The organism is Paenibacillus glucanolyticus (assembly GCF_037333485.1).
Classification (GTDB): domain Bacteria; phylum Bacillota; class Bacilli; order Paenibacillales; family Paenibacillaceae; genus Paenibacillus_AQ; species Paenibacillus_AQ glucanolyticus.
The window spans coordinates 2,135,162-2,157,193 of record NZ_CP147845.1 but is presented as its reverse complement, the minus strand read 5'-3'; the positions used below and the strand labels follow the sequence as shown (position 1 = coordinate 2,157,193).

The window sequence follows — 22,032 nt, the reverse complement described above, 5'->3', positions numbered from 1 at the left end:
CTCTTCATTCCTCTCGTAGTCTCACCGACATTTCAAGCCGATGAGTAAATGGTTGATCGTTCATCCATAAAATGGTTATATGCGATATTTTTATTTAAAATCGATGACGTGAGTCGCAATTAAAGCTTCCTTATCCTCAATCGTAATTCCCAGTCTTTTTCCTGTCGGACTCCAATTCAGAGGATATTGAGGATGGGCGGCAGGATGAACCGAGGAATAATAGGGCGCCATCCAGCTTACCTTCCCGGAAGCCGTATTAAAAACATACACACCGTTCATTCCGCTCTCATTCTCAGAATAGACGTCGAAGGCTAATTTGGAGGAGTCCGGCGACCAGGATAAATAAGAGATCATATCGCCTTTTCCGATAAGCGTGCCTTGCAGACGACCAGCCGCGTCATAAATTAACAGCTCGCTGCCTTGTTCTCCGTCCGTTTTCGTGGCGGTAGAGACGGCGATGTATTCGCTGTCCGGCGATATCTCAAAGCTCCATACGTTTTCAATGAGTCTCACAGGCTTCGACTGTCCCGGTTCAACAACCTTAAGCACTTGGTTCACATCCGTATAATATATCCGGCCTTTACTAGCCCCAAATTGGTTATACGATTCAACATCCTCATCTTCGATTGAAATGGTCTCATATGAACCGTCCGTGGAAATAAGACGAATCTCCCCTTTGCCGCTCATGGAGCCTGCTGCAAGGACATAGGTATCGGAATTGAGCCAACCCCCCACCTCCATATAATTGTTACCCTTCACCAGTACACTTTTGCCTGTGCTCAAATCCTTCATATAATTGTCCGCCGTGTACTTATCCCTCCACTTCTGAATGAAACTGTATTTACCGTCCGGTGATGCATCTTCCTTGACGTAATGTTCACCTGGATGCTGTTCTTCATGATTCTTGATCTCGCGGCGCTCGCCTGTGCTTACATTCACGGCTTCCGTGGTATAAGCATACTTCGGTTCTTCCGTTTCGGTTGCTTCCTTCACCATTTTGGTGGTGGTAACCCGTACTTCATTCTCGGACAACCACGCCTCAATGTTCGATGATGGGATTCGATGGGTCTGATTCACAACCAATTCCCGACTCGTCCCCCCTCTTGATCCTTCCACTACCGTGAGCTTGCGCTCCTCCGAAGCATTGCTGCCAGCGTTTGAGACAGGTGGTTGAATATTAGGGCTGCCGCCCGGTTCCACAATCGTTAACCGATCCTGGGACTGGCAGGCAGACAGCGCAGCGGCGAGAACAACAACCGGCAATAATCGGGCACAATGCTTTCCTACTACATTTTTCATAACAGGTTCCTCCTACAAATGGTCCCTAAAGGGAGCTTCGGCAGCAGCACCATGTCTTAGCATGCCTCATGTTTCCCTGTTGATCTCAGTATAGAGTGCGAATATATCGATAACATATCGGGCTTGTAACGAACTTGTAAACATATGTGCTGCTATACAAAAAAAGGCCCAGACCCTTATTCCAAGTCTGGACTTTCTTCTGCTGATCTAATCTCCTCTGGACGCGGCCGATCCATCGGCAAGGTAATTATAAAGGTAGAGCCGCCCGATCCCGTCTCCGTTAAATGTACAGAGCCGTGCTGTTTCTCGGCCAGGCTGCGTACCAGCGATAACCCCAGGCCAGTCCCCCCATAAACTCTGGATCGGTCACTGCTCACTGTATAAAACGGATCGAAGAGCCGTTCTCTGGCATGATCCGGAATTCCGATTCCTGTATCGCTGACACGAATCACCATACGATCAACGCCTTGTTGATCCTGCACCTCGTTTGTCAACGTAACGGTTCCACCGGGCTTGTTATATTTAATTCCGTTATCCAGCAGGTTCAACATCATATGCATCAGATTATCCGCATCCGCCCATACCTTGCCATCCGTTAGATTGGATTGAATCGTAATGTTATTCTGCTCTGCCTTAGCCTGAAGACGAGCTGTCGCCTCCTCCAGGATCGGCTTCAGCTCTATGGATTCCGCATGGGTTTCGAATTCATAAATATCCATGGACGATAGCTGAAGCGCCTTCTCCACCAGGCCGTATAAACGCTGGGCCTCCTTGCGAATCCGAGTTCTCGCTTCTTCCAGAAGCTCAGGATCGTCACGATATAAATCAAGCAAATCTGCATAAGCAAGGATCGAAGTGAGCGGCGTCTTCAATTCATGGCTGATATTCCCGATAAACTGCTTCTGCTGTTGTTCCAGCTCTTGCAGCCGTTCAATCGCATCAAGCAGCTTCAACTTCTCCTCTGTGAGCTGGCTCACAGAGGAGGATATTCTCCCGCTCATCTCAAAAATACCTTGCCCCAGCTCACCAAGCTCATCCTGCCGCTTGACCGTCGGCTCGCTAAGATAGGCTCCCTCGCCGATTTGCTGTGCAGCCAAATTCAATCTGCTGATGACATGAACCTGGCGCCAGACATACAGATAACCGATCAGGAAGCCGGCAGCCAGTACTGACATGCCGGTTACGAGAAACAGCTTGCGGATTCGCTCATAGAAAGCATGCTGCTCCGCAAGCGAAGCATGGAATTGAATGGTTCCGATCTGCTCGTCCATATTGCGAAGCGGAGCAAGGTAGAGCAGTTGATCACCCTCGGTAATATAAGCCGAACGTCCTTCTTCCGTGTGGGCAAGCGCATCCTTCACATCCATTTTGGGCTGAAATGGAAGCGAGGTCCCCGTGAATGTACCATCCAGCTTATACAAGGTGACAGCCATGCCGCTCTGCGATCCAAGATCCACTGCAAGCCGTTGACCCACGCTTTCCATAAAGGCATCCGGCTGCATTTCATTATTCGTATTCGTCAGAAACTCCTGATGAACCCGAAGATTGGCCGCTTCTGCTTCATGAGCGAAGGATTGCTCCAGGCGGACGCGCTGGTCCTCTCGTATGCCCGCAAGAACCAATGTGCTCAGAACAACGAGCACTGAGATCAGCAGCAAGGCAAGAAGCAGTGCGACCTTCCACTTCAAGCCGAAACGCACCTTTCTTAGACTCATGCTGGACTCTCCGTGCTTTTGTATCCGATGCCATACACGGTCTGAATCACGTCATGCAGATCTCCGAGTTTCTTACGCAGTCTCTGAACGTGGATATCTACCGTACGTGTCCCGCCTGCAAAGTCCATATCCCATACCTGCTCCAGCAAAGCCTCCCTGGAGTATACCCGCTCCGGGTTTCGTGCCAGGAGAGCTATAAGATCAAACTCCTTCGGAGTCAGCTCCAGCAACTTGCCTTCGGCATGCACGGTACGGTTTAACAGGTTAATGACAAGCCCCGAAATTCGGATTTCATTCTGTGGCGAGGCTGGCTGCTGAATACTCTCAACTGTTCGGCTTCTTCGTGACAACGCCTTCACTCGGGCAATGATCTCCCGCATATCAAAGGGTTTGGTCATATAATCGTCCGCGCCGAGCTCCAATCCCAGCACTTTATCAACGATATCGTCCTTTACGGTCAATAACAGGATGGCCGGACGCTGCCGGTTCTCAAGCTTTCGGCAAACATCATATCCGCTAAGCCTTGGCATCATCACATCCAGCACCATCACGTCGGGATGGAACGATTCCACTCGTTCAAGCGCTTCTTGCCCATCCCCTGCCGTCTCAACCGTGTATCCTTCTCTTCGCAGCGCATAAGCCACAGCGCTTGATATACTGACTTCATCATCTACTACAAGTACCTTGGTCATCGCATTCACGACTCCTTTACCTAGCCGATTACGACAATTGTTAGTTCAATGATGGTAACGTATCCGGCATCATATTTCAACAAGCGGGCAGCCGTTTCATTACAATTGTAACCATGAATTATTTTTGGAATCATTTTGTCCTAGAACTGGCTTGATGTCATCCAAGTTTGCTGCGGGTTATGGTTGACTCTAAAATGTCGTGCTACTCCAATACGCATAGGACTCCTTAAGAAGTTGAATTTGTTCTAACCATGCCAAAAGAAATCTTCATATTCGGTGCATAAGTTAAATACGAATTCTCATCAAACTCCTGAAATAATCTGAGCTCTGCCGCGTATTGCGCCTGTGCTTCCTCCTCGGTTAAACCTCTCCGCATCAACTGCTTCACAATGGTTGCGGGATCATCCGGTTCTTGTCCGATCCCCTCTTCTCTTAGCGATTGGAATAGCTGTTCTTTGGCGGAAACGTCCATGTTTCGATGTAAAAAATTCACTTTATCGCTCACTCTGCACTCGACGTTTCGCAGCCCGAGCTGGCTCAGAAGTATCGGGAGTTTGATGCCGATGTTTCCGTCTTTACCACTGTCGTTTGCACCCGCTTCGTACAGCTTCTGCAATATCCCTAGACGTACAACCTCCGAATGCTGTAATTCATCGAAGCCATAATTAGCTGCATTGGCGATCCAATGTGGTTCAAAACAAACAACAAGGCCACCGTCTTGTACGCTGTCGATCATCTTTTGAAGGATGGTCTGTGGACGATTCATATGCAGCAGAAAAGCATGACAGAGTGCGATGTCATATTCACGCTCTGCTACGATGTGCTCAATATCTCCTTGAATGAATGCAGTCGAATAAGGAAGCTTCCCAAAAACATCTCTGGCTTCCTCCAGCAAATCATTACCTTTATCGATGCCCGTGTAAGTTGAGCCTGCAGGTAACAGTGGCAGCAGTTTAAGTCCAAGATATCCATAACCACATCCGTAATCAACGATATTCACGGCGCGGTTTATCTTCCACACCGTCGTAACAAGAAACTCGAGGTAGTCATCATTGTAATATAACCCTCTCGTATTTCTGAGGTATTCAATCCTCGAATCCCACTCATATTCGGCCAACTCTCTCACTCCCTTTTTAAACTCACATGCCCCTCATCTTCTACAAGCTAAAACAGCTCCATATCCCTTCGAGCCTGTTCGATCACGCCACGGATGAAATCTGCCTTACCGTTGGTGTAGGCCACCCGATCGTGCCGGAATTGCATTTCGAGATTTTTTTTCAGCATATAGTATTGATCCCTTGTCTTCGAATGTTTCTTCAGGTACTCCCTGAACAGAATCTGATCGTGCCACTGCGAGCCTTGATACTTGTAGATATGTAAATGATGTGTACCCGCTCTCCATGGACCTCTTCGAAAGAACAAGCGCTCCGGGAACTCCGGTTTGAAAACATATTCATATCCGCTCTCGGCCAGACGCTTTATATAGTGATCGTTTACCTGCGATAATTCAAAAACACCGGCCATCATATCGATGGTCGGCTTTGATCCCAAGCCCTCGATGGACGTGCTCCCAATATGTTCGATGTGAACATCGAGTCCTTCCAGAGCAGACATGATTTTTAATTTTTCCCGTTCATACGCTTGACTCCATACCGGATCGTACGCTGCGACAACGACCTCTTCCATGCTCCTATTCCTCCGATAATTGATATATCATCTACTTCAATCGTGTTTTAAATTATATCCTGTCTTCACATCTTTTCTAAAGCCTAGGCTTTGATAGAACTGATGAACTTCTTCCCCTGGCTGCCCTGTCAGCAGCATCATTTTGTAGCAATTTCTTTGCTGTGAGATCTCAATGGCTTTATTCAGAAGCTTCCGTCCAAGCCCTCGCCTTCTATAATCCTTATGTGTGACCACATTCTCAATCAAGGCATACGGCCTTGCATTACGAGTTAAATTCTTCAATATATTCAGTACACGCGTTGCTACCAGCTCCCCGTCCAGCTCAACCACAAGAATGTTAATATAATCATCCTGCATCATTTCATCCCATAATCCAGCCAAATGTTCATTATGCTCCAATTCGGGATCTTGTTCATGCAAATGTCTGTACAATTGCAGCAAATTAGGCAGTTTAATCATCATTCATCTTGGTCAGAGCAAATCATCCATCCAGCGGCATACATATACCATCTTCCATTCTTCCACTGTAAAATCTTAAACAGCATTCCTCATCCGAATCATCGAAAAATTCACAGTTGAAGACAGTATGCGCTCTTTCAGCAATTGGAGAGATGGGGTAACCCGTAACTCAATCCCTTCCTGCAATATTGAAGCCACCAGATCATCCATCCGTTCAACATGTATGGGGACAACTGTGTTCGTGGCAACATAATATCCTGCATTGGCATCAAATAATTCAAAATCAGCGGGATCAAAGCTATAACGGCAAATGTATCCTCTTCTAACCCTTTCGTACCACCCCGCTTCGATCGCAAACATCCTGCGGGTTCCTGACATCCCGAAGAACATCTCTATATCCGATTCACTCGTCTTCTCACCAGCCTCCACACATGGGCTCAAATCTCTGAATATCCGAATCCTGGCTAAAATGATAGAGCACGAGTATATCCCTCCTATGAATGACTAGTTTCTCTATTCGAGAAACCCTATATATACTGTTTCACCTTCGCCTTAAACCTCGTTATAATTCACAATCTGGCCAGGTTCAAACTCTTTGTCGATGATATGCAGCAGATGCAACCCGATTTCCTCCGTAGACAACAGCTGTCCAGACTCGTGCGCTTGCGCGAAAACATGGGCCATGTCAAATTCGGACTCATTTTTGCTTCTGGCCAATCTCTGCATATCGGTTTCCACCATTCCGGGATTAACCGCAATTATCTCTACCGGGTGCTGTCGGTTCCGTTGCTCGGCTCCAACACTCTGCGTAAACATATTCATACCGGCTTTCGCCGTACAATACACACTCATGGTGGGTGCTGGATAAACACCTGATCCTGACGAGATATTGATGATTTTCTTCCTAATGGAAAGCCCCTCCGTTTTCTTGATAAACGAGGAAGTTAAGATCATTGGCGCGATCAGACTGATCTGCAGGTTCATCTGAATATCCTTCGGTTCGCACAAGTCAATGCTCTTCAACGGTTCGAGCATCGACGCATTATTAATGAGACATATCATATCCGCATGGGCTGGGTCAATCAACTCAAATAGCCTGTCCATTACATTCTCAAGACCCAAAGTATCATTCAGATCGTATGCAATGTGTCTATAATTGGCAGAGCTGCTTAGCCGATCCGATGTTCCCCTCGCTATGCCATACACGACATTCCCGTTCTCGACAAGCATACAGGCCAGTTGCTCGCCTATTCCTTTCGATGTCCCTGTGATGATGAACTGACTTCCGCTCATGTGAACCTCCATGATCCTAAAATGATTGCTTCAGAATATATTCTTCTACTTCTTCGCCGCGAATATTGGCAAATCCCCTGTCTTCATCCCAGATGATGAAAAAGTCGCCATTATGGCGACTTAAGATGTCAGTACCTTCTTTTTTGTTCCTAAAGAATCACCAACCGTTACGCTTCTGTTGGGATACCAACAATTCCATCTTTCTAATGTTAGGTGGCTTATCTCACAGACTAGATCAAAACTGGAGTTCATGTGTGACCAAGCCATTATTGCTAATCTCTCGAAAACCTAAACGCTTATAGAATTCACTCGCTTGGGGATTATCTGTTTTTAATACAAGTTTACTATAATGGCTGCTTGCCATATGAATGACAGCTTCAACCAGTCTTCGCCCTACGCCATGTCCACGGAATTCCTTCAACACATAGAGCCTTCGAACCCTGCCAATGTTCGCCTCAGCATAAGGATCTCTGTTCAATCCGCATATCCCGATCAATCTATGATCCATTCGACATGCGAACAACGCCTCAGACTCTTGATCAAACCTGTTCGTTCCTGTTATGTATTCTCGGAGTAAACGATTGATGTGTCTATGTCCTTCCTCCGTACTTTCCCTCAAAATCTCGGTAAGGTCTGCTGCATTCAGGTCAGCCACTTCGTGTACGATTAGGTTTGTCATGTTTTCATGGTTCTCCCCTTCTCAATGTATGATCATGTAGGTATCCCACGAAACCGGTACATTGAAATCCACTTATTTCCTCACCCGATCAACAGACATGATCTCTAATATCTCCTAGTAACTTAAAAAAAGTCTTCGGATCCGTATCTTCATATTCCTCCTAAAGTTCTCTCATTCAAGAACCTCTATATGCTCGGATGCTCTGTTCTTTTCCGCCCAATATACAACAAATGAGATGAAACCCCCAGGATGCTTGGATTCTCAGCTTCTTGGTATATCATCTTCATAACCTCATGGAATTCGTCTTCCCCACGAGAACGCCAATAATCAAACTGCTCCGGCTTGAGCGCCCCCGCTATGCTTGATGACGCAATCAACTTGATGCTTTCGAATCCATGCGATTCCATGAACGGCTTGATATCCTCGATATTGTAATAATACGCTCCGGTAAACCTTCCTTCATCGCTATGATTAAAGACTCCCGTCTTCATAAACTCCTTAATGCTGCTTACATGATCATGAGGCTTCCAATGTTCAGGGTACATTAACGAAGTCATTAAATGCCGGATTCTCGTCATGAAAGCCACGAATACGTAACCGCCGGATCGAGTAACCCTGTACAATTCCTGTACTGCCGTATCCCTATCTTCCCTCGACTGCAAATGATACAACGGTCCCATCATTAACGAGGCATCGAATAATTCGTCATGAAATATACTCAAATCCTTGGCATCTGCACTGTGAAAGCCTTTAAACTGTTTTTCTAAATTCAATTCCTTTGCCTTTGCAACCGAAATGTCTACCAGTCTTGGCGTAAGATCCGTTAAGGTAACATCGAAACCATTCTTCGCCAGCTCCATCGAATATTTCCCAGGACCAGCTCCATTATCCAGCACATGGCCTTTCTTAGGTAACATAGCCAAAATATGGTGCAGATTAACGATAAATTCAACAGGCTCCCTATCCAACCGTCCCCATTCATCAAACGTATTATAATAATCGATTACTTTGTTCAACGATCATCATCTCCTATTTTCCATTCAGCCACTGGATGGAACGTGTTTAATAGACATCATTTTAAGTATGTACAACCTCAATATGCTCCTCGGTAAGCTGTATAACTTCAATGTCCCGGAACCTTTCCTGAAGTTTCTGCGCCAATGAACGCACACCGAAAATTTCGGTGAAGGTATGACTGCCCACGATGATATTCAATCCGATAAACCTGGCGTATTGAACGGTATAGAGCGTTTTTTCACCGGTAATGTAAACGTCACAGTTATGGCTCAAAGCCTCTCTCAATTGATTGGTGCCGTTGCCTGCCCCCGTTACCATGCCGATTCTCTGAATCGCTTTTTCGCTGTTCTTCTGATAGAACACGTTCTCACCTAGCACAGAGGACATGGTTTCTACGAGCTTTTCCATCGTGGTCGGGGACTTGAGCTGCCCAATGCCTACCGAACTGTCACCCTCCACATGACGGGATGGTTGAACAATACGCTCTACCCCAAGCTCAAGCAGTAACGAATTGCAGGTTCCAAACTCAGCATAGTCCAGAGGGAGGTGAACATAAAAATGGGCGATGCCATGTTCCCTCAGTAACTCCAGGCAGCGTTCTTTCATTCCATACATAAAACTCCACGCATCATGATGCGTGATGATCAGATCAACCTTATGTACAGCGGCTTGTTGGACGATCTCTGGCGTTATGTTTGTTGCATAGCCGATTCTTTTATAGGAACCCGATGAAAATTGATGAAAGCCATACTCGTCATCTTCTTCAAAATCATCCAGTAACGATCCAAAAATCTCCTGAATATAAGACTTGAAAAGCAATGTGTCCAACTGCATTCCCTCCCTCATTCAAACTTGAGACTCTGCAATTATGGGAATAAGCACCGTAATCAAGAAGGTTAAGATCAAATATGAAATCGAAAATATGTGATATGCGGATTTTTTTCTAAGTAGAATAAGCCCAAATATGACCACAATCAGAGGCAATCCAAGTAAAAAATGTACGATGTATTTTAGAGTCATGCTTGCAGCCAACGTGTTCATGTACGTTATGATACCAATCGGCACCCAGATCGCCGCAAGCAGCAATCCAAATGATACGGGAACGAAACTGTTTTTCAGTAATGTATACCTCATGTTTATATCTCCATGAATTTATTTTCGATCCAGATTCAATTTAATCGGCCTTGTCACATCACCAACTAATTATTCGAGCCCATGATTTGTTCAGCTTCAGCTAGATGGTCCTCTTACCGATAAATCGGATCGTGTGATGTATGTAGGTACTTCTCAAATAACGAGGCTCGCTGTTTCTCATTCGTTTCAACCAATTCACTAATCACAGTCGGTACATATTTCCATAATTTACCATCTTTATATATGCAATGATGTTCGTAACAATTCGGATCATGCAAGATCGTTTCGAGTGATGCCGGAATATTGGCAGCGATTCCAACATTCCCTTTGGACAAAATCCATTCCGTGGACTTCCAATCCAATATCCCCTCGTCTGTTTTAATCGGAGTAACATAGCTGTAATCCTCAGGTATGTCCGCGACATAAAGGTACATCCCACCCGGATTTTTGCCATCTGCTGTCCAAGTGATAAGACCTTTGAATGTTAAGCTGCATTCCTGAATCTGAGTCTCCTCATACAGCTCACGAATCATCGATTCCCTGGGCGTTTCATTGCCCTCCAGCTTGCCCCCTACTCCATTCCAGCACCCCATCCATGGCGCGTAATCCCGATTTAATAGTAAAATCTCATGACCACGTCGAACAAAACAAATATTATATTTTATCATAGATTGCTGTCTCCCGTTCTAATATGCTGCAAATGCATCTTAAACTTCTGTTCTTCTCTCGCTCTGCTTCTGTTCGTCTTCATCTGCCGCCTCAAGAAAACGAATATCCGGTTGTTCGGGTCATCGTCTGTGCTCATTATCCTTCATCTCTTGCAATCGGACGTTTAGCTCATCCAGTGAACGCTGCATACGATCCATTCTTCTCAGTGCAGAATATTGATTGCTAATTATCCCGGCCAAACCCACAATCAGGATAATAACGATGAATTCGATCATGTGTAACTGCATCCTTTCCATGCTAGAGTGAACTAATCCTGCCTGTTGTCAGACAATATTTTTCCCATGGTCGATGTACTTGTTTACGGAGACAGATTGCTCCCAAGCTCCTCGCGATGGAGAATAGGACTCATATCGCTTTGGATGAAACCTCCTTCATATGATCAATAGCGAATACCTGCATAACTCCCTCCATACGACACAACCCGGCCTTAAGAATAAAGCTTATCCTAGGTCGGGTCATGGGTAGTCAGTCATATTTTATTCGTTGTTTTGATCAATAGCCACTGAGGACGCTCCGAGCGGGTTCAATTCCTCTCTGGATATCCCTGTTGCCTATTCTCTATTTCCCTGTATATGCTCAGTGCTTTCTCCATCTTCTCTGCGTACTCCATCGATTGGCTCGAATTTAATAGCCTGACATCCTGCGTACCGCTGGAGCTGAGCAGATCATTCGCACGCAAGACTTGGATCAGCCTGTTCACGGTTCCTGTACTGCCGTCTATAATTTGGATGTGTTCAGGCAACAGATCCGATAAGATCTTCTTGTAAAAAGGGTAGTGGGTGCAGCCCAGCACTACGGTCCCATACTCATTCAGATCGAAGCCGTCAAGCTTCTCGGTAAAGTAAGCATTCATGATTTTTTGGTCAAAATTCAAAGCTTCGCAGTATTCCACCAGCTCTGGCAGAGGCAAGGAATCCACGATATGCATGCTATCAACTCGTCTGACCAGATCCCGATACTTCGATTCCCTTAGTGTTAATGGGGTGGCAAACACCAGGATTCGCTTGCCGCTGGACCGATTGATTTCTACAGCTGGTTTTACGGCAGGCTCCATACCAATAATCGGAATAGGATAAGTCCTCCTAAGCTCGGATATCGCCATGCTTGTAGCCGTGTTGCACGCAATCACAATGGCCTTGACTTCTTCCTGCATAATGGTTTTCATGGCATCATGTATGTAGGATTTGACGTCCTCCTTGGCTTTGGTACCGTAAGGAACGTGCAGGGTATCGGCAAAAAATAAAAAGTCCTCCTGCGGCAGCTCCCTCATCGCCGCTGACAACACGGTTAATCCGCCTAACCCTGAATCAAAAAAAGCTATTCTCATTGTTTTCACCTATCATTGTATTATTTCTGTGAATATTATTTCTGTCAGCATCATTTTGTTATCCATGCCTTATTCATTATACTCCACTACTTCTATCTTCGTAGATGCTATCTGTACTAATTGATCTCCCAGCGCAGACTGGTTTACGCAGCACAACCCGGCTGCGAAATTCTCTGGGCCGGGTCGAGTGTGCTATTTCTATTCTTTTCCTGAATTTACTCAAAGCATTTCAACAAAGCTAATGCCTCTTCATGATCCGGCTCCAGAACGAGCGCCTGGCGCGTGTATTCCAGTGCCTCTTCGTCGAGTTCAAGCTCGTAACAGCAGATTGCGAGACAATATAAAACCGTGGGCACAGGTTCATCTTCATCCGTTTCAACGGATTCTTTCAGGAAGAACATCGCATCCTCGTACATATCCATCTCAAAGAGCACCAGCCCCGCATCCAGAGCCAGGTCATAACGCTGCTCCATCACGTAGTACGATGACCACATGATGTATATGCCCTTACGGATATCCAGCATTTCTTCATCATTGGCTTCCGGCAGCAGATTCGAGATGCGCTTGGCGCTCTGGATGAAGAACTCTGCGTCATAACCACCCAAACGCCAAAAGGACAAAATCTGCTGAATCCCCATGCTTTCAATATTCCGATCGATCCATTCCTTCAAGAGGAAGAACTCATCAGGTCCGAAGCGTTCGATAAACTGGCGGTAAGCCAGCCGAGTATTAGCATATGTCGTTGGCTCTTCCAGCATGAGTATGCAGCCGATGTTAATATTTTTATAATGCTGGGTGGGGAATATCGCCTCCGCGCCTCTTTGCTCGAACACATGCTGCAAGGCATGATAGTTCGTTGTTAACGAGAAGCTGCCATGGTAAATCAATTGCGGCGGTTCTGCAAATTTCCAGTTCTCGAGGCGATGATCTCCCTTATCTGCCGTAAGGAGCAGAAACCCTGACGTTGACAACTGATTCAGTCGCTCCAGGCAGTTCAACCCCACCTCCGGAAACAGGATATGGGAATCCTCCAGCTCTTGCTGGTAATGGGCAATCACATCGCGATACGGATAGGTTTCCTCTTCATATTTGGGTGCCCGCCGGTGCTCGAAAGCCAGCTTCATTCGCTCCAGCGCTTCAGACGGCTTAAGCTTCTCATACTGCTCCGGAAAGTCGATGACAACATCGCTCTCAAAAATCTTCCCTTCCCCCACGTAAATCAGCTCTTGCGGAATGCCGTCAAAGAAATAGTTAGCAATAATCAGCAGCGGCTGCTTCAGGTCCCCGGGTCGGATCGTTGTCTTCGATACCACCAAATTCAATTCCTTGTCATGCACGGCATCAAACCTTGCGAAATCCAGCAGTCCCTGCTCGATATAAGTCTGCATCGCAGGATGTTGGTTCCAAGCGGAGACATTTTTCTGCGGCAGATCGGTCATGACATAGCGAAAAGGGGGCAGTGCAATTCCTGCATAATCTCTCAGCTCGCACAGCTTATGCAGGATATGGTATCCGAGCCGCCCCGCTCCGGCCCCTAGCTCCAAAATGGTAACGGGCTCGGTCATATCCCCTTGATTGGCCCGGTCCCGAAGGAATCCGAATATAACTTCGGCGTAAGCCGTTGCAATCATGGGGTTGCTCGTAATATACTGCGGGACCTGGTCATTATTCCAGGCTTTCATCCCCAGCTCTTCATAATAAGTCCGTTGTAAATCCCAGATGGGCGCTTCGCTGAAACGGAAGCGTTGTTGAGTATTGTCTGTCATTCTATATAACCCTGCTCTCTCTAGTGATCATTAAGTACAATCTGAAGGCGCACATATGCTTATACATCGGTCGTCCTATGAATGTCTCTTGAATCGTACCATATAAGTTGCCTGTTCCAAAACCTTCTGAGTAATAAATCCGGCAAATTCCCTTTGGATCGAGGTGTAACTCGCCATTTTGGAGCATCTAGGCACCATTCCCTCCGCTCCCTAATATAGTGTAGGAGAACAGAAGGGCGGGATATGCATGGGTACAAGCATGGAACAAGAACAGTGGGCCATTTTCCTGGCAGCCATCTGTGGACAGACCTATACACAATTCACCAATACGGATGGCTCATTTGTCCTGCCGCTGCGTTACTCGCTCCACGACACCATTGAAGCGAACTCCTTAATCGGCGTGGCGGAACGCTTCGGGTTTATCCTTGAATCTCCGGATGAGATTATTATTGCCTTTCGGGGGACTCTCTCCACAACAGATTGGATCTCAGATGCCATCGCTTCCCAAAAAAACTTCAAATATATTAAAGAGCCCTCTCTCACGCATCGCGGCTTCACCAACATCTACGCCTCCACCCGAGGCCAGATTATGTCCGCGCTTAACAGGCTGCCTCATGACAAGACCTTGTATATCACAGGCCACAGTCTTGGCGGAGCACTTGCGACGCTGTGTGCTGTAGATATTGCCGCCAACACGGACCACACTACCCCCCATGTGTTTACATATGGGTCACCCCGTGTAGGCGATCCCGATTTTGCTATGGCCTATACGAAGTACGTTCGGAGCAGCTTCCGCATCGCCAACCTGTTCGACGTTGTGACACATGCACCCCCGCATATCTACAAGGTGCCAAAACGGGAAAAAAAATATTATTACAGTCATGTCCACACCCACAACCCGCTCAACTTCCAGAATGGTTCGGTTAGCGCCAATCATGTAATTGGAAGTTATTTTGCTGAACTAACCAAACTCCAACCGCAATTTGCCGAGCTCTTATGTTCGACGAACCCCGGGTTTTGTCCTGCTGTAGAAACACCTATAGAAAAAGTCTAGTAGAGATGGCCAAATGCATATGTTGGATTGCTCGATCATAAAAGAAAGCGGATTTCCTTTGAGAGGAATCCGCTCTTTGTATTCCTGCCTATCTTGAATTAGATCACATGCGTGCACTCGTTGTTAACATAGGAAACAAGGTCTTCATTTCATCTTCATTCGGTCTTCTGCCATAATTCGCAATTTCGAACGGCTCTGCATATCGAACGCTTGCTGCGTAATCTTGACCATACAGCTTCGAAAGCGTTGGCAGCACTTCATCGGACACACGCAGGAAACGATCCCAATACTTCAGAATGAACGTCCGCTTCTCTTCCCAATTATCTGGTACTTCATGCAAGAAATCGCCTTGCCATGGCGCAAATTCATAGAATTGGGAAGCATGCGCGTCACAGGCCCGCAATTTCTTCTCGATCACGCTTCCCGCATCAATGACGATATCCGGTGAATAGGCTGCCCTTGCCGCATAGTCCGGCATCAGCAAGAATATCGGGGATTTCTTCAAGGACGGCACTTCCGGTACCGCATTGGGCACCTTACGATATCCGCCTCCCAGCCCCGAATTTGACGAATCACTTCCTTGCGTACTTCCGGTGTCGGCATCAACTCCCCATCCGGAATGGGCAGTACGACATATTCCAGGACGCCAAGATGCTTCGCCGCTTCATCCGCTTCTTGTTTGCGGCGAGCGATTAGTTCTTCTCCGCACATCTCATGATGACCGCAGCATCCATCCGTTAACGTAACAAACTTCACCCTGTGGCCCATTTCTGCATATAAAGCCGAAATGGCCCCCGCGTAAATTTCAGGCTCATCCGGGTGAGCTGCAATGACAATCACATTCAGAATGTTGGACATGCTGTGAGTCCCCTCCTGTACGTTTCTTAGACATACAATCTATGTATTTTGGCTTACTTCATCCGTTTCATCAATGGATGATTCTCTTTCAGCTCCAGCAAATCCCACAGATTCCCGTATAAATCCTTGAACACAGCCACCATGCCGTAATCCTGCTCTTTGGGTTCTCTCACAAACTCGATACCTCTCGATACCATTTCATGATAATCTCTCCAAAAATCATCCGTATTCAAGAACAGGAATACTCTGCCTCCAGACTGATTTCCGATAAAAGGCTCTTGTTCAGGCTTGGACGCTTTGGCAAGCAATATCGTAGTGCCAACTGACCCAGGAGGAGCTACGACCACCCAGCGTTTGTCTTGTTCAGGCTGATAGGTATCTTCAACCAAGGTAAAGTTCAGCTTCCCGGTGTAAAAGGCTATGGCCTCATCATAATCCTTCACGACCAATGCGATATGGACAATCGATTGAATCATGTTAACCATCCTTTCAATTCCATCATACTTCAACTATATTAACATAACATTCAGGTCCTGCTTGAACGCCAGCCACATAAAAGTCTGTCATGTAACAGGGAGTCCCTTTATTTAGACTGCAATAATGGAATTACGCCCTCGCCCATAAAAAGGCAATGTAATCCGTTAATATCCCCTTATGTCCCAAATGCCGAAGAATCGTGGTGATATTGCCTCTATGGTAGGTTCCATGGTTTACGACCTGTTGAACAATCTCCGAAATCGAATTCTGATGCTTGTTATACGTCACGTGCTTTCCCATATCGTGAACCGATGCCAAGTATTCGCGGTTCTGTGTCTGGGTCTGGCTCATATAATGACGAGCTGCCTCAATGCTAGCAAATGATTTCGAGACTAGGGCAGGAGAAACTTCTTCCTTGATCCGGGCAAACCAAACTTCATCCGCGGCTGCAAGATGGCCGACAACTTCCGCAATGGATTTGAAGCCTACATTCACTTCTTGAAAGAACACGTCGTCCGGCAATGATTGAAGATGTTCCAATACTCTATCATTCGCCCAAACGTTATAGTCGTATAATTGAAGGAATTGTTCGTTCATTCATATCACTCCTCGCTTATTCTTGATATCGACCGCTCAGCAATTTACGATGCAGATAACAACACTCGATTCCGTCTAATAAACCCGAATTTCCCTTCGATATGAGCATGGAACCGCCCGTATAAGCGTATTCTCCATGGGTTCCGGTAATCCTTTTTGTGATCGTTCAGCACTTCAGCTGACCGATTTCCCTTCCACCGTCACCCGCAAAACCACAGTGGGGGTTGCCCTATGATATGTTCCCCGATACGAAAAAAGAGGCTTCTCGATCTGATTCATCAGCCGAGAAAACCTCCCTCAACGTGTCCTTCAGTAAAGCTGCATCACCGCGCAGTACCTAAGTCGAATTCCATCGAGCCCTCTTCCTGCCTGTTTAGGAAGGGCGTACGACTCAAGGTCTGGACGATGGGCTCTGCCAAATATGAACCTCCTCCGGCCGGTATACCGTTCGCACCTGTCCCTCCGCATCGGTCATGAACATGACCGTTCGCTCCCGTTCCAACACAAAGGCGTAACCCGTCCCGGAAACCGGGTCTCTTACTTCGATTTCTGCGCTTGCCGCGTGCTCGGATACAAAGACATAGAGGCTTCCTTGTCCGAATGCCAGCTTGCGGCCATATATCCCCGGGAGTTCGCCCCCCTTCAGCCATTCCAGCTCGGGCAAAATGGCCGCGGAGCGAAGGGCTTCCGCATACAGAGCCTGGATCGGTTCCCAGCGCTCATTCATTTCAACCGGGAGCGCACACCAGATAAATCGTCCCTTGCCCAAGGTTACCGTGAAGGGCTCCAGCGCTCCATCCAACCGACTCAGCGGACGATCCACTGCCAGCGCATTGATCTTCCGCTCACCATATGAAACGGCAAACCGCTCGCCCGCCAGCTCCAGCATTTCTTCCCGAAGCACGTTGGCCTGGACGGTCTCGCCGATCTCTGCCTGCAGGCGGTGCAGTGCCTCCCCCCAATAAGCATCGGTGCGCAGCGGTCCGGTCCACAAGACGGTACTGCCCTCCCTTGCCAGCTCAAGGAGCATGGCAAACGCTTCATCGTCGAAGTTGTGCGCGCTTGGCACGATGATGAGCTTGGCCGGATAGCGCTTCAGGTCCTCCAACTGGTATTCGCCGATACCGCGTGGATGGACATTCATCCCGAACGTTAGCGTGCGCATGGCCCTCGTTGTCGCTTCGTATGCCAGCTTCCTGCTGGAAAAATCATTCGAGTACGGGTAAACGACGACGAGATCTTCAAGCTGCCGCTCATCGTCAAACAGGACGGATGCTTCCTTCATGAAGCTGCCGAAGTCATAGGACACATCGGCCTCGGGCTTCTGCGTTCCATCCGCCCGAAGCGCCCCGATATTGGATTCATTGGCGTTATCCATGAAGTAATTAATATTCCATATCCACTGCACGGCCCCCGCGCCTCCGGTCGAAAACGCATAGGCATACTTGCGTTCCAGGATGCTGCGCAGCTCCTCCTCCGTCCGCTTGGCGATGCCGTCCGGACGCTGCACGTGCATGATGCCGGTCTCCTGGACCAGATTTGGCTTGTCCGGCGTCTTGGTAAAGATGCCGTCCCACGCCAGGTGATCGTTCTGCCACCAGGAGTGGACCGTAGTGTAATCAACGACAGGGCCGTAGAACGACGGCGACGGGCGCTGGGAGCAGATGCCTTCATCCTGCCCGACCGTCACCAGCTGACGGGGATCGGAGCGGCGAATAGTGCCGATGAGCTCAGATGCCCACCGGTTGTGCATATCCATGGTAAACAGCGTGAAGTCAAGCCACGGCCCCCACTTCTTCGGCTGCAGCACGCTGTTGAACAGCTTATCGTCAGGACTCGGCGTCGGTGCGGAGTCGAATGACGGTAGTTCACCCGGCGTCATGTTCCAGCGCTCCTGAAGCAGCGAGAGATCATTCCCATGGCGCTGCCGCAGCCACTCGGACCAGGCTTGTCGTTCGAATCGGTCCCCTATCGATACCGGCCCCTCGAAGATCCGCTTCGGATCGAACAGCGAAGGCTCATTGATCAAGTCCCAATGCACGTTGGTCGTTCCCCTGTGACGCCCTACGATAGAAGCAATGAAGCGTTTCTGTGCTTCCACCGATCGCGGATCCAGATACGGATTCACGCCTTCCCAAGCCTCTGGAGCGAAGGAGAAGAAGGTAAATGTCACTTCCAGCTCATGTCGCTTGGCGGTCAGAATAAAGGCATCGATCGCCCGCATCACGTCCTCAGTCGCATGGCCGTCGGCAAACATGATCATTCGGTATCCTGTCCAAATGCCTGTCCGGATCAGATTGATCCCTGCCCTCTTCATCTCCGCCATATCCGCATCCCACCGCTGAACGTTTGGCAGATGGAGAAATTTCCGCGCGACGTCGGAGGTCATATATGTCATCCCAACGATCGGAACAGATCGGCCTCCGCGGCGGAAGTAATCGCGCCCGCATTCCAGCCTTTCCCCAGCTTGCAGCAGAGGACGGTCAACACCCCAGACCGCTTGGGTCAGGCAGCGACGCTCCCCGGACTCGGACTCGGCTTCGCACACGATCCGGTACAGGCCCGCTTCCAGCCTTACCGGCACAGACAAGTGAAGCTGCTGCAGATCCCGCTGCTCCATACCGGCTTCCGACCTCGCGTGCCCGGTCCAGACAATCTCTCCGTTGTCTTTCTTCATGACGCAAACCGCAAAATGCCAGCGTGATGCCGGGACGGACGTTCTGGACAGAGCCTGAAGCTGAACCGTCAATCGCATCTCCTCGCCCGGCTCGTAGGAAGCATAATTCGGCTTCAGCCACAGCTCCGTAACGCCCATTCCAGCGTATTCGGCCAAATCTTTCAGAACGTCAAGCCCTTCCGTCTCCCAGAACGAAGCCCGCAGCTGCTGGTTGATCAGAATCCAGCGCCCGCCTGCGAAATCACCTTTATGCTGCTCTAACATGACAATCGGAGCAGACCGCTCGCGCTGATCTCGATCCACACCTGTCAGCAGCGGTGAGATAACGGCGTCCATCGGACCGCCTGCCCCCATCTCGGACGGAATATCACTTGCTTTGGTCGGATGCAGCGTCAAGCCCCAGGTCGGCTCGATGCCGAACAGATCCCCGCGCCCCTGCAGGATTGGATACTCGGCGGAGGTCTTCAGCCCCTGGACGCGCGACACATCGACCTTCAGCACATCGTGGATATCCATTCGCTGATGATAAGCCAACTGTTCGCGTTCGATATGCCAGGCTCCGTCCAGCTCTCGAACAGGTCTGCGGAAAGGCACACCACCCGCATGCACTAAACCTCCACCGGTCTTCAGATATGCCTCGATGGTCGTCCATGCCGCTTTCGGAAAGTACGGTCCATGCAGATGCAGGAGTACGTCCCAGCCGCCTTCCGCCAGCCGCTCTCCTACAGCCGCAGCATCAGCAACCTCCCCCCATCCTCGCAATTGTTCCAGCGCCTTCTCGGACGGGCGCTCGCCTTCATAAGGAAAATGTTCATCGTAAAATACCAGCGTTCTCATGGACTACTCCTTTCTCGCTCTAGGCTGATCATCGACATAAACGGATGTCCCTCGCGTCCTGGCCCAGTCGGCGATTCGGGAAGGATCGCCGGTCCAGAGGCGCTCCAAGCCCCATTGATTGGTCTGCGGCCGGCTCTCGCATTCGATACGGATAACCGGGAACAACTCGGTCGGACGTTCCCGCGGCAGCCCTTCGATATACAGCACATCGTCCTCCTGCCGGAACGACAACTCCTGTCCCGTCGTCAGCAGCGTAACCCGGGATACCGGTGTCACCAAATCCGCCAGCCTCAGCATCGGACGGCCGTCCCAGAAACGAATAATGAGAAACAGCTGGTTGCCTTTCAGCGTCTGCCGCCCGTAGGAAATGAACTCTGTAAGGTTCCCGCCGTCGGAGCCGTAGATGGCCTCCCCGTGAACGTCCAGCCATTCGCCGATCTTCAGCGCACGCTCAACGAATGCCGGAGGAAGCTGTCCGTCAGGCTGCGGCCCAACATTAAGCAGCAAATTCCCTCCAGCAGCTCCGCCTTTCTCCGCGCATTCGCACAGCATGTCGAGCAGGACATCGGCAGGACGCCATCGTTCGCCGTTCGTGTAACCCCACAGTCGCCACGTTGTCACCTGGTTGGATTCCCACAGCCGCTTCTGATCCGGGACGATGACATGCTCCGGGGAGCCGAAGTCGCCCAGCACCTCCGAATCACCCGATCCGCCGCCACCGTCCGCATGCAGCTTCTCCTCCTCGGACAGACCGAGGCGGTTGTTGACCAGAATATCCGGCTGAATCGACTTCATCCGCTCGACCAGCTTGATGCTCTCAAGGTCCTCCGCCGTTCGCGGCCAGACCCCGTCAAAAAAGAAATGATCGATGCGCCCGTATTTCGTGACCAGCTCCTCTACCTGGGCATGCAAATACCGCTTCATCGTTTCCCAGCCCTCCGGATCCTTCTCCGGTCCGTCGAAGTAAGCCGGGATGCGCCAATCGATCCAGGAATAATACAAGCCGACCCGAAGTCCCTGGGCACGGAATGCATCGGTGAATTCGCGGACCAGATCCCTGCCCGGCGCCTGCTTCGCGCTCGAATAATCCGTCGTCTCCGTGTCCCACAAGCAGTATCCGTCATGGTGACGAGTCGTCAAGCAGGCATATTTCATACCCGCCTTGCGTGCCGTGTACGCCCACAGCTCGGCGTCAAAAAATTCCGGATTCCACTCGCAGGCTTTCCTTGCGTATTCGGCCTGGTCCAAATGCTCCCGGAACAGAACCTGCTCGCCTCGCCCATATTGGGCATAAGGTCCGAAATGAATAAACATGCCGTACCGGCTTTCCGTAAACCATTGCCAACCCTTCCGGATGGCTTGTGCTTGCTTGGTCATGAACAACGTCCTCCTTATGCTGCCCCAGCTCTTGTTATGCGGACAGCCCCGATCGTAATTGTCGTCTATTTGTCCTGCGAGAAGCCTCCAGGCTTCGTCTGACCTTTACTCTAGCTCGGGAATTCCTGTCTTGAACACTTTACTTTTGAGAGAAAACTTTGAAATTGGCCAATATCGGGAAATTGAAGCTATGGGGCGGGGCTGCGGGTAACGTCTGAACACCTGCTCCCGCCAAGCCTCCCCTCGCAGCCTGCTTTATGATTAGTTTATGCACAAAAAAAGCAATCCCTCTCCGGCACTAAGGCCGGGGCAGGGATTGCCCGGTTATATGATGTTACACTGCGCCTATTGCGACTGTA

At 49.0% G+C, this 22,032-nt stretch carries 22 protein-coding genes; 1 reads left to right on the top strand and 21 read right to left on the bottom strand.

Going from position 1 to position 22,032, the window contains the following annotated elements; translation table 11 throughout:
• Positions 1 to 90 precede the first annotated feature (90 nt).
• The 15 genes from WDY75_RS10385 to WDY75_RS10315 all read right to left on the bottom strand — a co-directional run bounded on the left by WDY75_RS10385 (position 91) and on the right by WDY75_RS10315 (position 13,796).
• Complete coding sequence (locus WDY75_RS10385) at positions 91 to 1,299, bottom strand: hypothetical protein (protein WP_063480153.1); 1,209 nt, start codon at positions 1,297 to 1,299, stop codon at positions 91 to 93.
• A 176-nt stretch (positions 1,300 to 1,475) separates the two neighbouring features.
• The gene (locus WDY75_RS10380) at positions 1,476 to 3,014 is read right to left on the bottom strand and encodes a sensor histidine kinase (RefSeq protein ID WP_063480154.1); all 1,539 of its coding nucleotides are present in this window, start codon (positions 3,012 to 3,014) and stop codon (positions 1,476 to 1,478) included.
• Positions 3,011 to 3,706 (bottom strand): response regulator transcription factor, encoded by a 696-nt coding sequence (locus WDY75_RS10375; RefSeq protein WP_063480155.1) that lies wholly within the window; start codon positions 3,704 to 3,706, stop codon positions 3,011 to 3,013. Before WDY75_RS10375 ends, WDY75_RS10380 begins: the two co-directional genes overlap by 4 nt.
• Positions 3,707 to 3,932: 226 nt before the next feature.
• The gene (locus WDY75_RS10370; protein ID WP_063480156.1) at positions 3,933 to 4,823 is read right to left on the bottom strand and encodes a class I SAM-dependent methyltransferase; all 891 of its coding nucleotides are present in this window, start codon (positions 4,821 to 4,823) and stop codon (positions 3,933 to 3,935) included.
• Between the two features lie 47 nt (positions 4,824 to 4,870).
• Positions 4,871 to 5,392, bottom strand: a complete 522-nt coding sequence (locus tag WDY75_RS10365) for a GrpB family protein (RefSeq protein ID WP_063480157.1) — start codon at positions 5,390 to 5,392, stop codon at positions 4,871 to 4,873.
• A 36-nt stretch (positions 5,393 to 5,428) separates the two neighbouring features.
• Complete coding sequence (locus WDY75_RS10360) at positions 5,429 to 5,854, bottom strand: GNAT family N-acetyltransferase (RefSeq protein ID WP_063480158.1); 426 nt, start codon at positions 5,852 to 5,854, stop codon at positions 5,429 to 5,431.
• A 72-nt stretch (positions 5,855 to 5,926) separates the two neighbouring features.
• Entirely contained in the window at positions 5,927 to 6,229 is a 303-nt protein-coding gene (locus tag WDY75_RS10355) for a DUF6886 family protein (protein WP_338842209.1), read from the bottom strand.
• A 174-nt stretch (positions 6,230 to 6,403) separates the two neighbouring features.
• Positions 6,404 to 7,144 (bottom strand): SDR family NAD(P)-dependent oxidoreductase, encoded by a 741-nt coding sequence (locus WDY75_RS10350; RefSeq protein ID WP_082834432.1) that lies wholly within the window; start codon positions 7,142 to 7,144, stop codon positions 6,404 to 6,406.
• 235 nt (positions 7,145 to 7,379) lie between these two features.
• Complete coding sequence (locus WDY75_RS10345) at positions 7,380 to 7,823, bottom strand: GNAT family N-acetyltransferase (protein ID WP_063480161.1); 444 nt, start codon at positions 7,821 to 7,823, stop codon at positions 7,380 to 7,382.
• A gap of 185 nt (positions 7,824 to 8,008) precedes the next feature.
• The gene (locus WDY75_RS10340; RefSeq protein ID WP_006211597.1) at positions 8,009 to 8,839 is read right to left on the bottom strand and encodes a class I SAM-dependent methyltransferase; all 831 of its coding nucleotides are present in this window, start codon (positions 8,837 to 8,839) and stop codon (positions 8,009 to 8,011) included.
• 61 nt (positions 8,840 to 8,900) lie between these two features.
• Complete coding sequence (locus WDY75_RS10335; protein ID WP_338842124.1) at positions 8,901 to 9,674, bottom strand: Nif3-like dinuclear metal center hexameric protein; 774 nt, start codon at positions 9,672 to 9,674, stop codon at positions 8,901 to 8,903.
• 413 nt (positions 9,675 to 10,087) lie between these two features.
• Positions 10,088 to 10,642 (bottom strand): NUDIX hydrolase, encoded by a 555-nt coding sequence (locus WDY75_RS10330; RefSeq protein WP_063480164.1) that lies wholly within the window; start codon positions 10,640 to 10,642, stop codon positions 10,088 to 10,090.
• 120 nt (positions 10,643 to 10,762) lie between these two features.
• Entirely contained in the window at positions 10,763 to 10,918 is a 156-nt protein-coding gene (locus WDY75_RS10325; RefSeq protein WP_197477168.1) for a hypothetical protein, read from the bottom strand.
• Positions 10,919 to 11,226: 308 nt separating this feature from the next.
• Positions 11,227 to 12,030: a glutamate racemase gene (gene murI, locus WDY75_RS10320; protein WP_063480165.1), complete on the bottom strand. Its 804-nt coding sequence runs from the start codon at positions 12,028 to 12,030 to the stop codon at positions 11,227 to 11,229.
• A gap of 215 nt (positions 12,031 to 12,245) precedes the next feature.
• A complete protein-coding gene (locus WDY75_RS10315) occupies positions 12,246 to 13,796 on the bottom strand; it encodes an SAM-dependent methyltransferase (RefSeq protein ID WP_063480166.1) in 1,551 nt (516 codons plus the stop codon).
• 247 nt (positions 13,797 to 14,043) lie between these two features.
• Here WDY75_RS10315 and WDY75_RS10310 point away from each other — a divergent pair, with 247 nt between their 5' ends.
• Positions 14,044 to 14,850: a lipase family protein gene (locus tag WDY75_RS10310; RefSeq protein WP_063480167.1), complete on the top strand. Its 807-nt coding sequence runs from the start codon at positions 14,044 to 14,046 to the stop codon at positions 14,848 to 14,850.
• A 103-nt stretch (positions 14,851 to 14,953) separates the two neighbouring features.
• Here the strand turns inward: WDY75_RS10310 and WDY75_RS10305 are convergent, their stop codons facing one another.
• The 6 genes from WDY75_RS10305 to WDY75_RS10280 form a co-directional block, all read right to left on the bottom strand.
• On the bottom strand, positions 14,954 to 15,385 hold the full coding sequence (locus WDY75_RS10305; protein ID WP_231888219.1) for a hypothetical protein: 432 nt from the start codon (positions 15,383 to 15,385) through the stop codon (positions 14,954 to 14,956).
• Positions 15,352 to 15,708 carry a PIG-L deacetylase family protein gene (locus WDY75_RS10300; protein ID WP_231888221.1) on the bottom strand — a complete coding sequence of 119 codons (357 nt, stop codon included), beginning with the start codon at positions 15,706 to 15,708 and terminating at the stop codon, positions 15,352 to 15,354. The genes WDY75_RS10305 and WDY75_RS10300 overlap by 34 nt, the downstream gene beginning before the upstream one ends.
• A 53-nt stretch (positions 15,709 to 15,761) precedes the next feature.
• Positions 15,762 to 16,184 carry a VOC family protein gene (locus WDY75_RS10295; RefSeq protein WP_063480168.1) on the bottom strand — a complete coding sequence of 141 codons (423 nt, stop codon included), beginning with the start codon at positions 16,182 to 16,184 and terminating at the stop codon, positions 15,762 to 15,764.
• 130 nt (positions 16,185 to 16,314) lie between these two features.
• On the bottom strand, positions 16,315 to 16,782 hold the full coding sequence (locus WDY75_RS10290) for a DinB family protein (RefSeq protein ID WP_036641700.1): 468 nt from the start codon (positions 16,780 to 16,782) through the stop codon (positions 16,315 to 16,317).
• A 391-nt stretch (positions 16,783 to 17,173) separates the two neighbouring features.
• A complete protein-coding gene (locus tag WDY75_RS10285) occupies positions 17,174 to 20,296 on the bottom strand; it encodes a beta-galactosidase (RefSeq protein WP_063480169.1) in 3,123 nt (1,040 codons plus the stop codon).
• Positions 20,297 to 20,299: 3 nt separating this feature from the next.
• Positions 20,300 to 21,673: an alpha-L-fucosidase gene (locus tag WDY75_RS10280; protein WP_063480170.1), complete on the bottom strand. Its 1,374-nt coding sequence runs from the start codon at positions 21,671 to 21,673 to the stop codon at positions 20,300 to 20,302.
• Between the last annotated feature and the right edge of the window lie 359 nt (positions 21,674 to 22,032).

Bases quoted from the DNA above. Each gene is read 5' to 3' on its own strand.
- WDY75_RS10385 (WP_063480153.1), bottom strand. From the start codon at position 1,299: ATGAAAAATGTAGTAGGAAAGCATTGTGCCCGATTATTGCCGGTTGTT.
- WDY75_RS10380 (WP_063480154.1), bottom strand. From the start codon at position 3,014: ATGAGTCTAAGAAAGGTGCGTTTCGGCTTGAAGTGGAAGGTCGCACTG.
- WDY75_RS10375 (WP_063480155.1), bottom strand. From the start codon at position 3,706: ATGACCAAGGTACTTGTAGTAGATGATGAAGTCAGTATATCAAGCGCT.
- WDY75_RS10365 (WP_063480157.1), bottom strand. From the start codon at position 5,392: ATGGAAGAGGTCGTTGTCGCAGCGTACGATCCGGTATGGAGTCAAGCG.
- WDY75_RS10360 (WP_063480158.1), bottom strand. From the start codon at position 5,854: ATGATGATTAAACTGCCTAATTTGCTGCAATTGTACAGACATTTGCAT.
- WDY75_RS10355 (WP_338842209.1), bottom strand. From the start codon at position 6,229: ATGTCAGGAACCCGCAGGATGTTTGCGATCGAAGCGGGGTGGTACGAA.
- WDY75_RS10350 (WP_082834432.1), bottom strand. From the start codon at position 7,144: ATGAGCGGAAGTCAGTTCATCATCACAGGGACATCGAAAGGAATAGGC.
- WDY75_RS10345 (WP_063480161.1), bottom strand. From the start codon at position 7,823: ATGACAAACCTAATCGTACACGAAGTGGCTGACCTGAATGCAGCAGAC.
- WDY75_RS10335 (WP_338842124.1), bottom strand. From the start codon at position 9,674: ATGCAGTTGGACACATTGCTTTTCAAGTCTTATATTCAGGAGATTTTT.
- WDY75_RS10330 (WP_063480164.1), bottom strand. From the start codon at position 10,642: ATGATAAAATATAATATTTGTTTTGTTCGACGTGGTCATGAGATTTTA.
- WDY75_RS10325 (WP_197477168.1), bottom strand. From the start codon at position 10,918: ATGATCGAATTCATCGTTATTATCCTGATTGTGGGTTTGGCCGGGATA.
- murI (WP_063480165.1), bottom strand. From the start codon at position 12,030: ATGAGAATAGCTTTTTTTGATTCAGGGTTAGGCGGATTAACCGTGTTG.
- WDY75_RS10315 (WP_063480166.1), bottom strand. From the start codon at position 13,796: ATGACAGACAATACTCAACAACGCTTCCGTTTCAGCGAAGCGCCCATC.
- WDY75_RS10310 (WP_063480167.1), top strand. From the start codon at position 14,044: ATGGGTACAAGCATGGAACAAGAACAGTGGGCCATTTTCCTGGCAGCC.
- WDY75_RS10300 (WP_231888221.1), bottom strand. From the start codon at position 15,708: ATGTCCAACATTCTGAATGTGATTGTCATTGCAGCTCACCCGGATGAG.
- WDY75_RS10295 (WP_063480168.1), bottom strand. From the start codon at position 16,184: ATGATTCAATCGATTGTCCATATCGCATTGGTCGTGAAGGATTATGAT.
- WDY75_RS10290 (WP_036641700.1), bottom strand. From the start codon at position 16,782: ATGAACGAACAATTCCTTCAATTATACGACTATAACGTTTGGGCGAAT.
- WDY75_RS10285 (WP_063480169.1), bottom strand. From the start codon at position 20,296: ATGAGAACGCTGGTATTTTACGATGAACATTTTCCTTATGAAGGCGAG.
- WDY75_RS10280 (WP_063480170.1), bottom strand. From the start codon at position 21,673: ATGACCAAGCAAGCACAAGCCATCCGGAAGGGTTGGCAATGGTTTACG.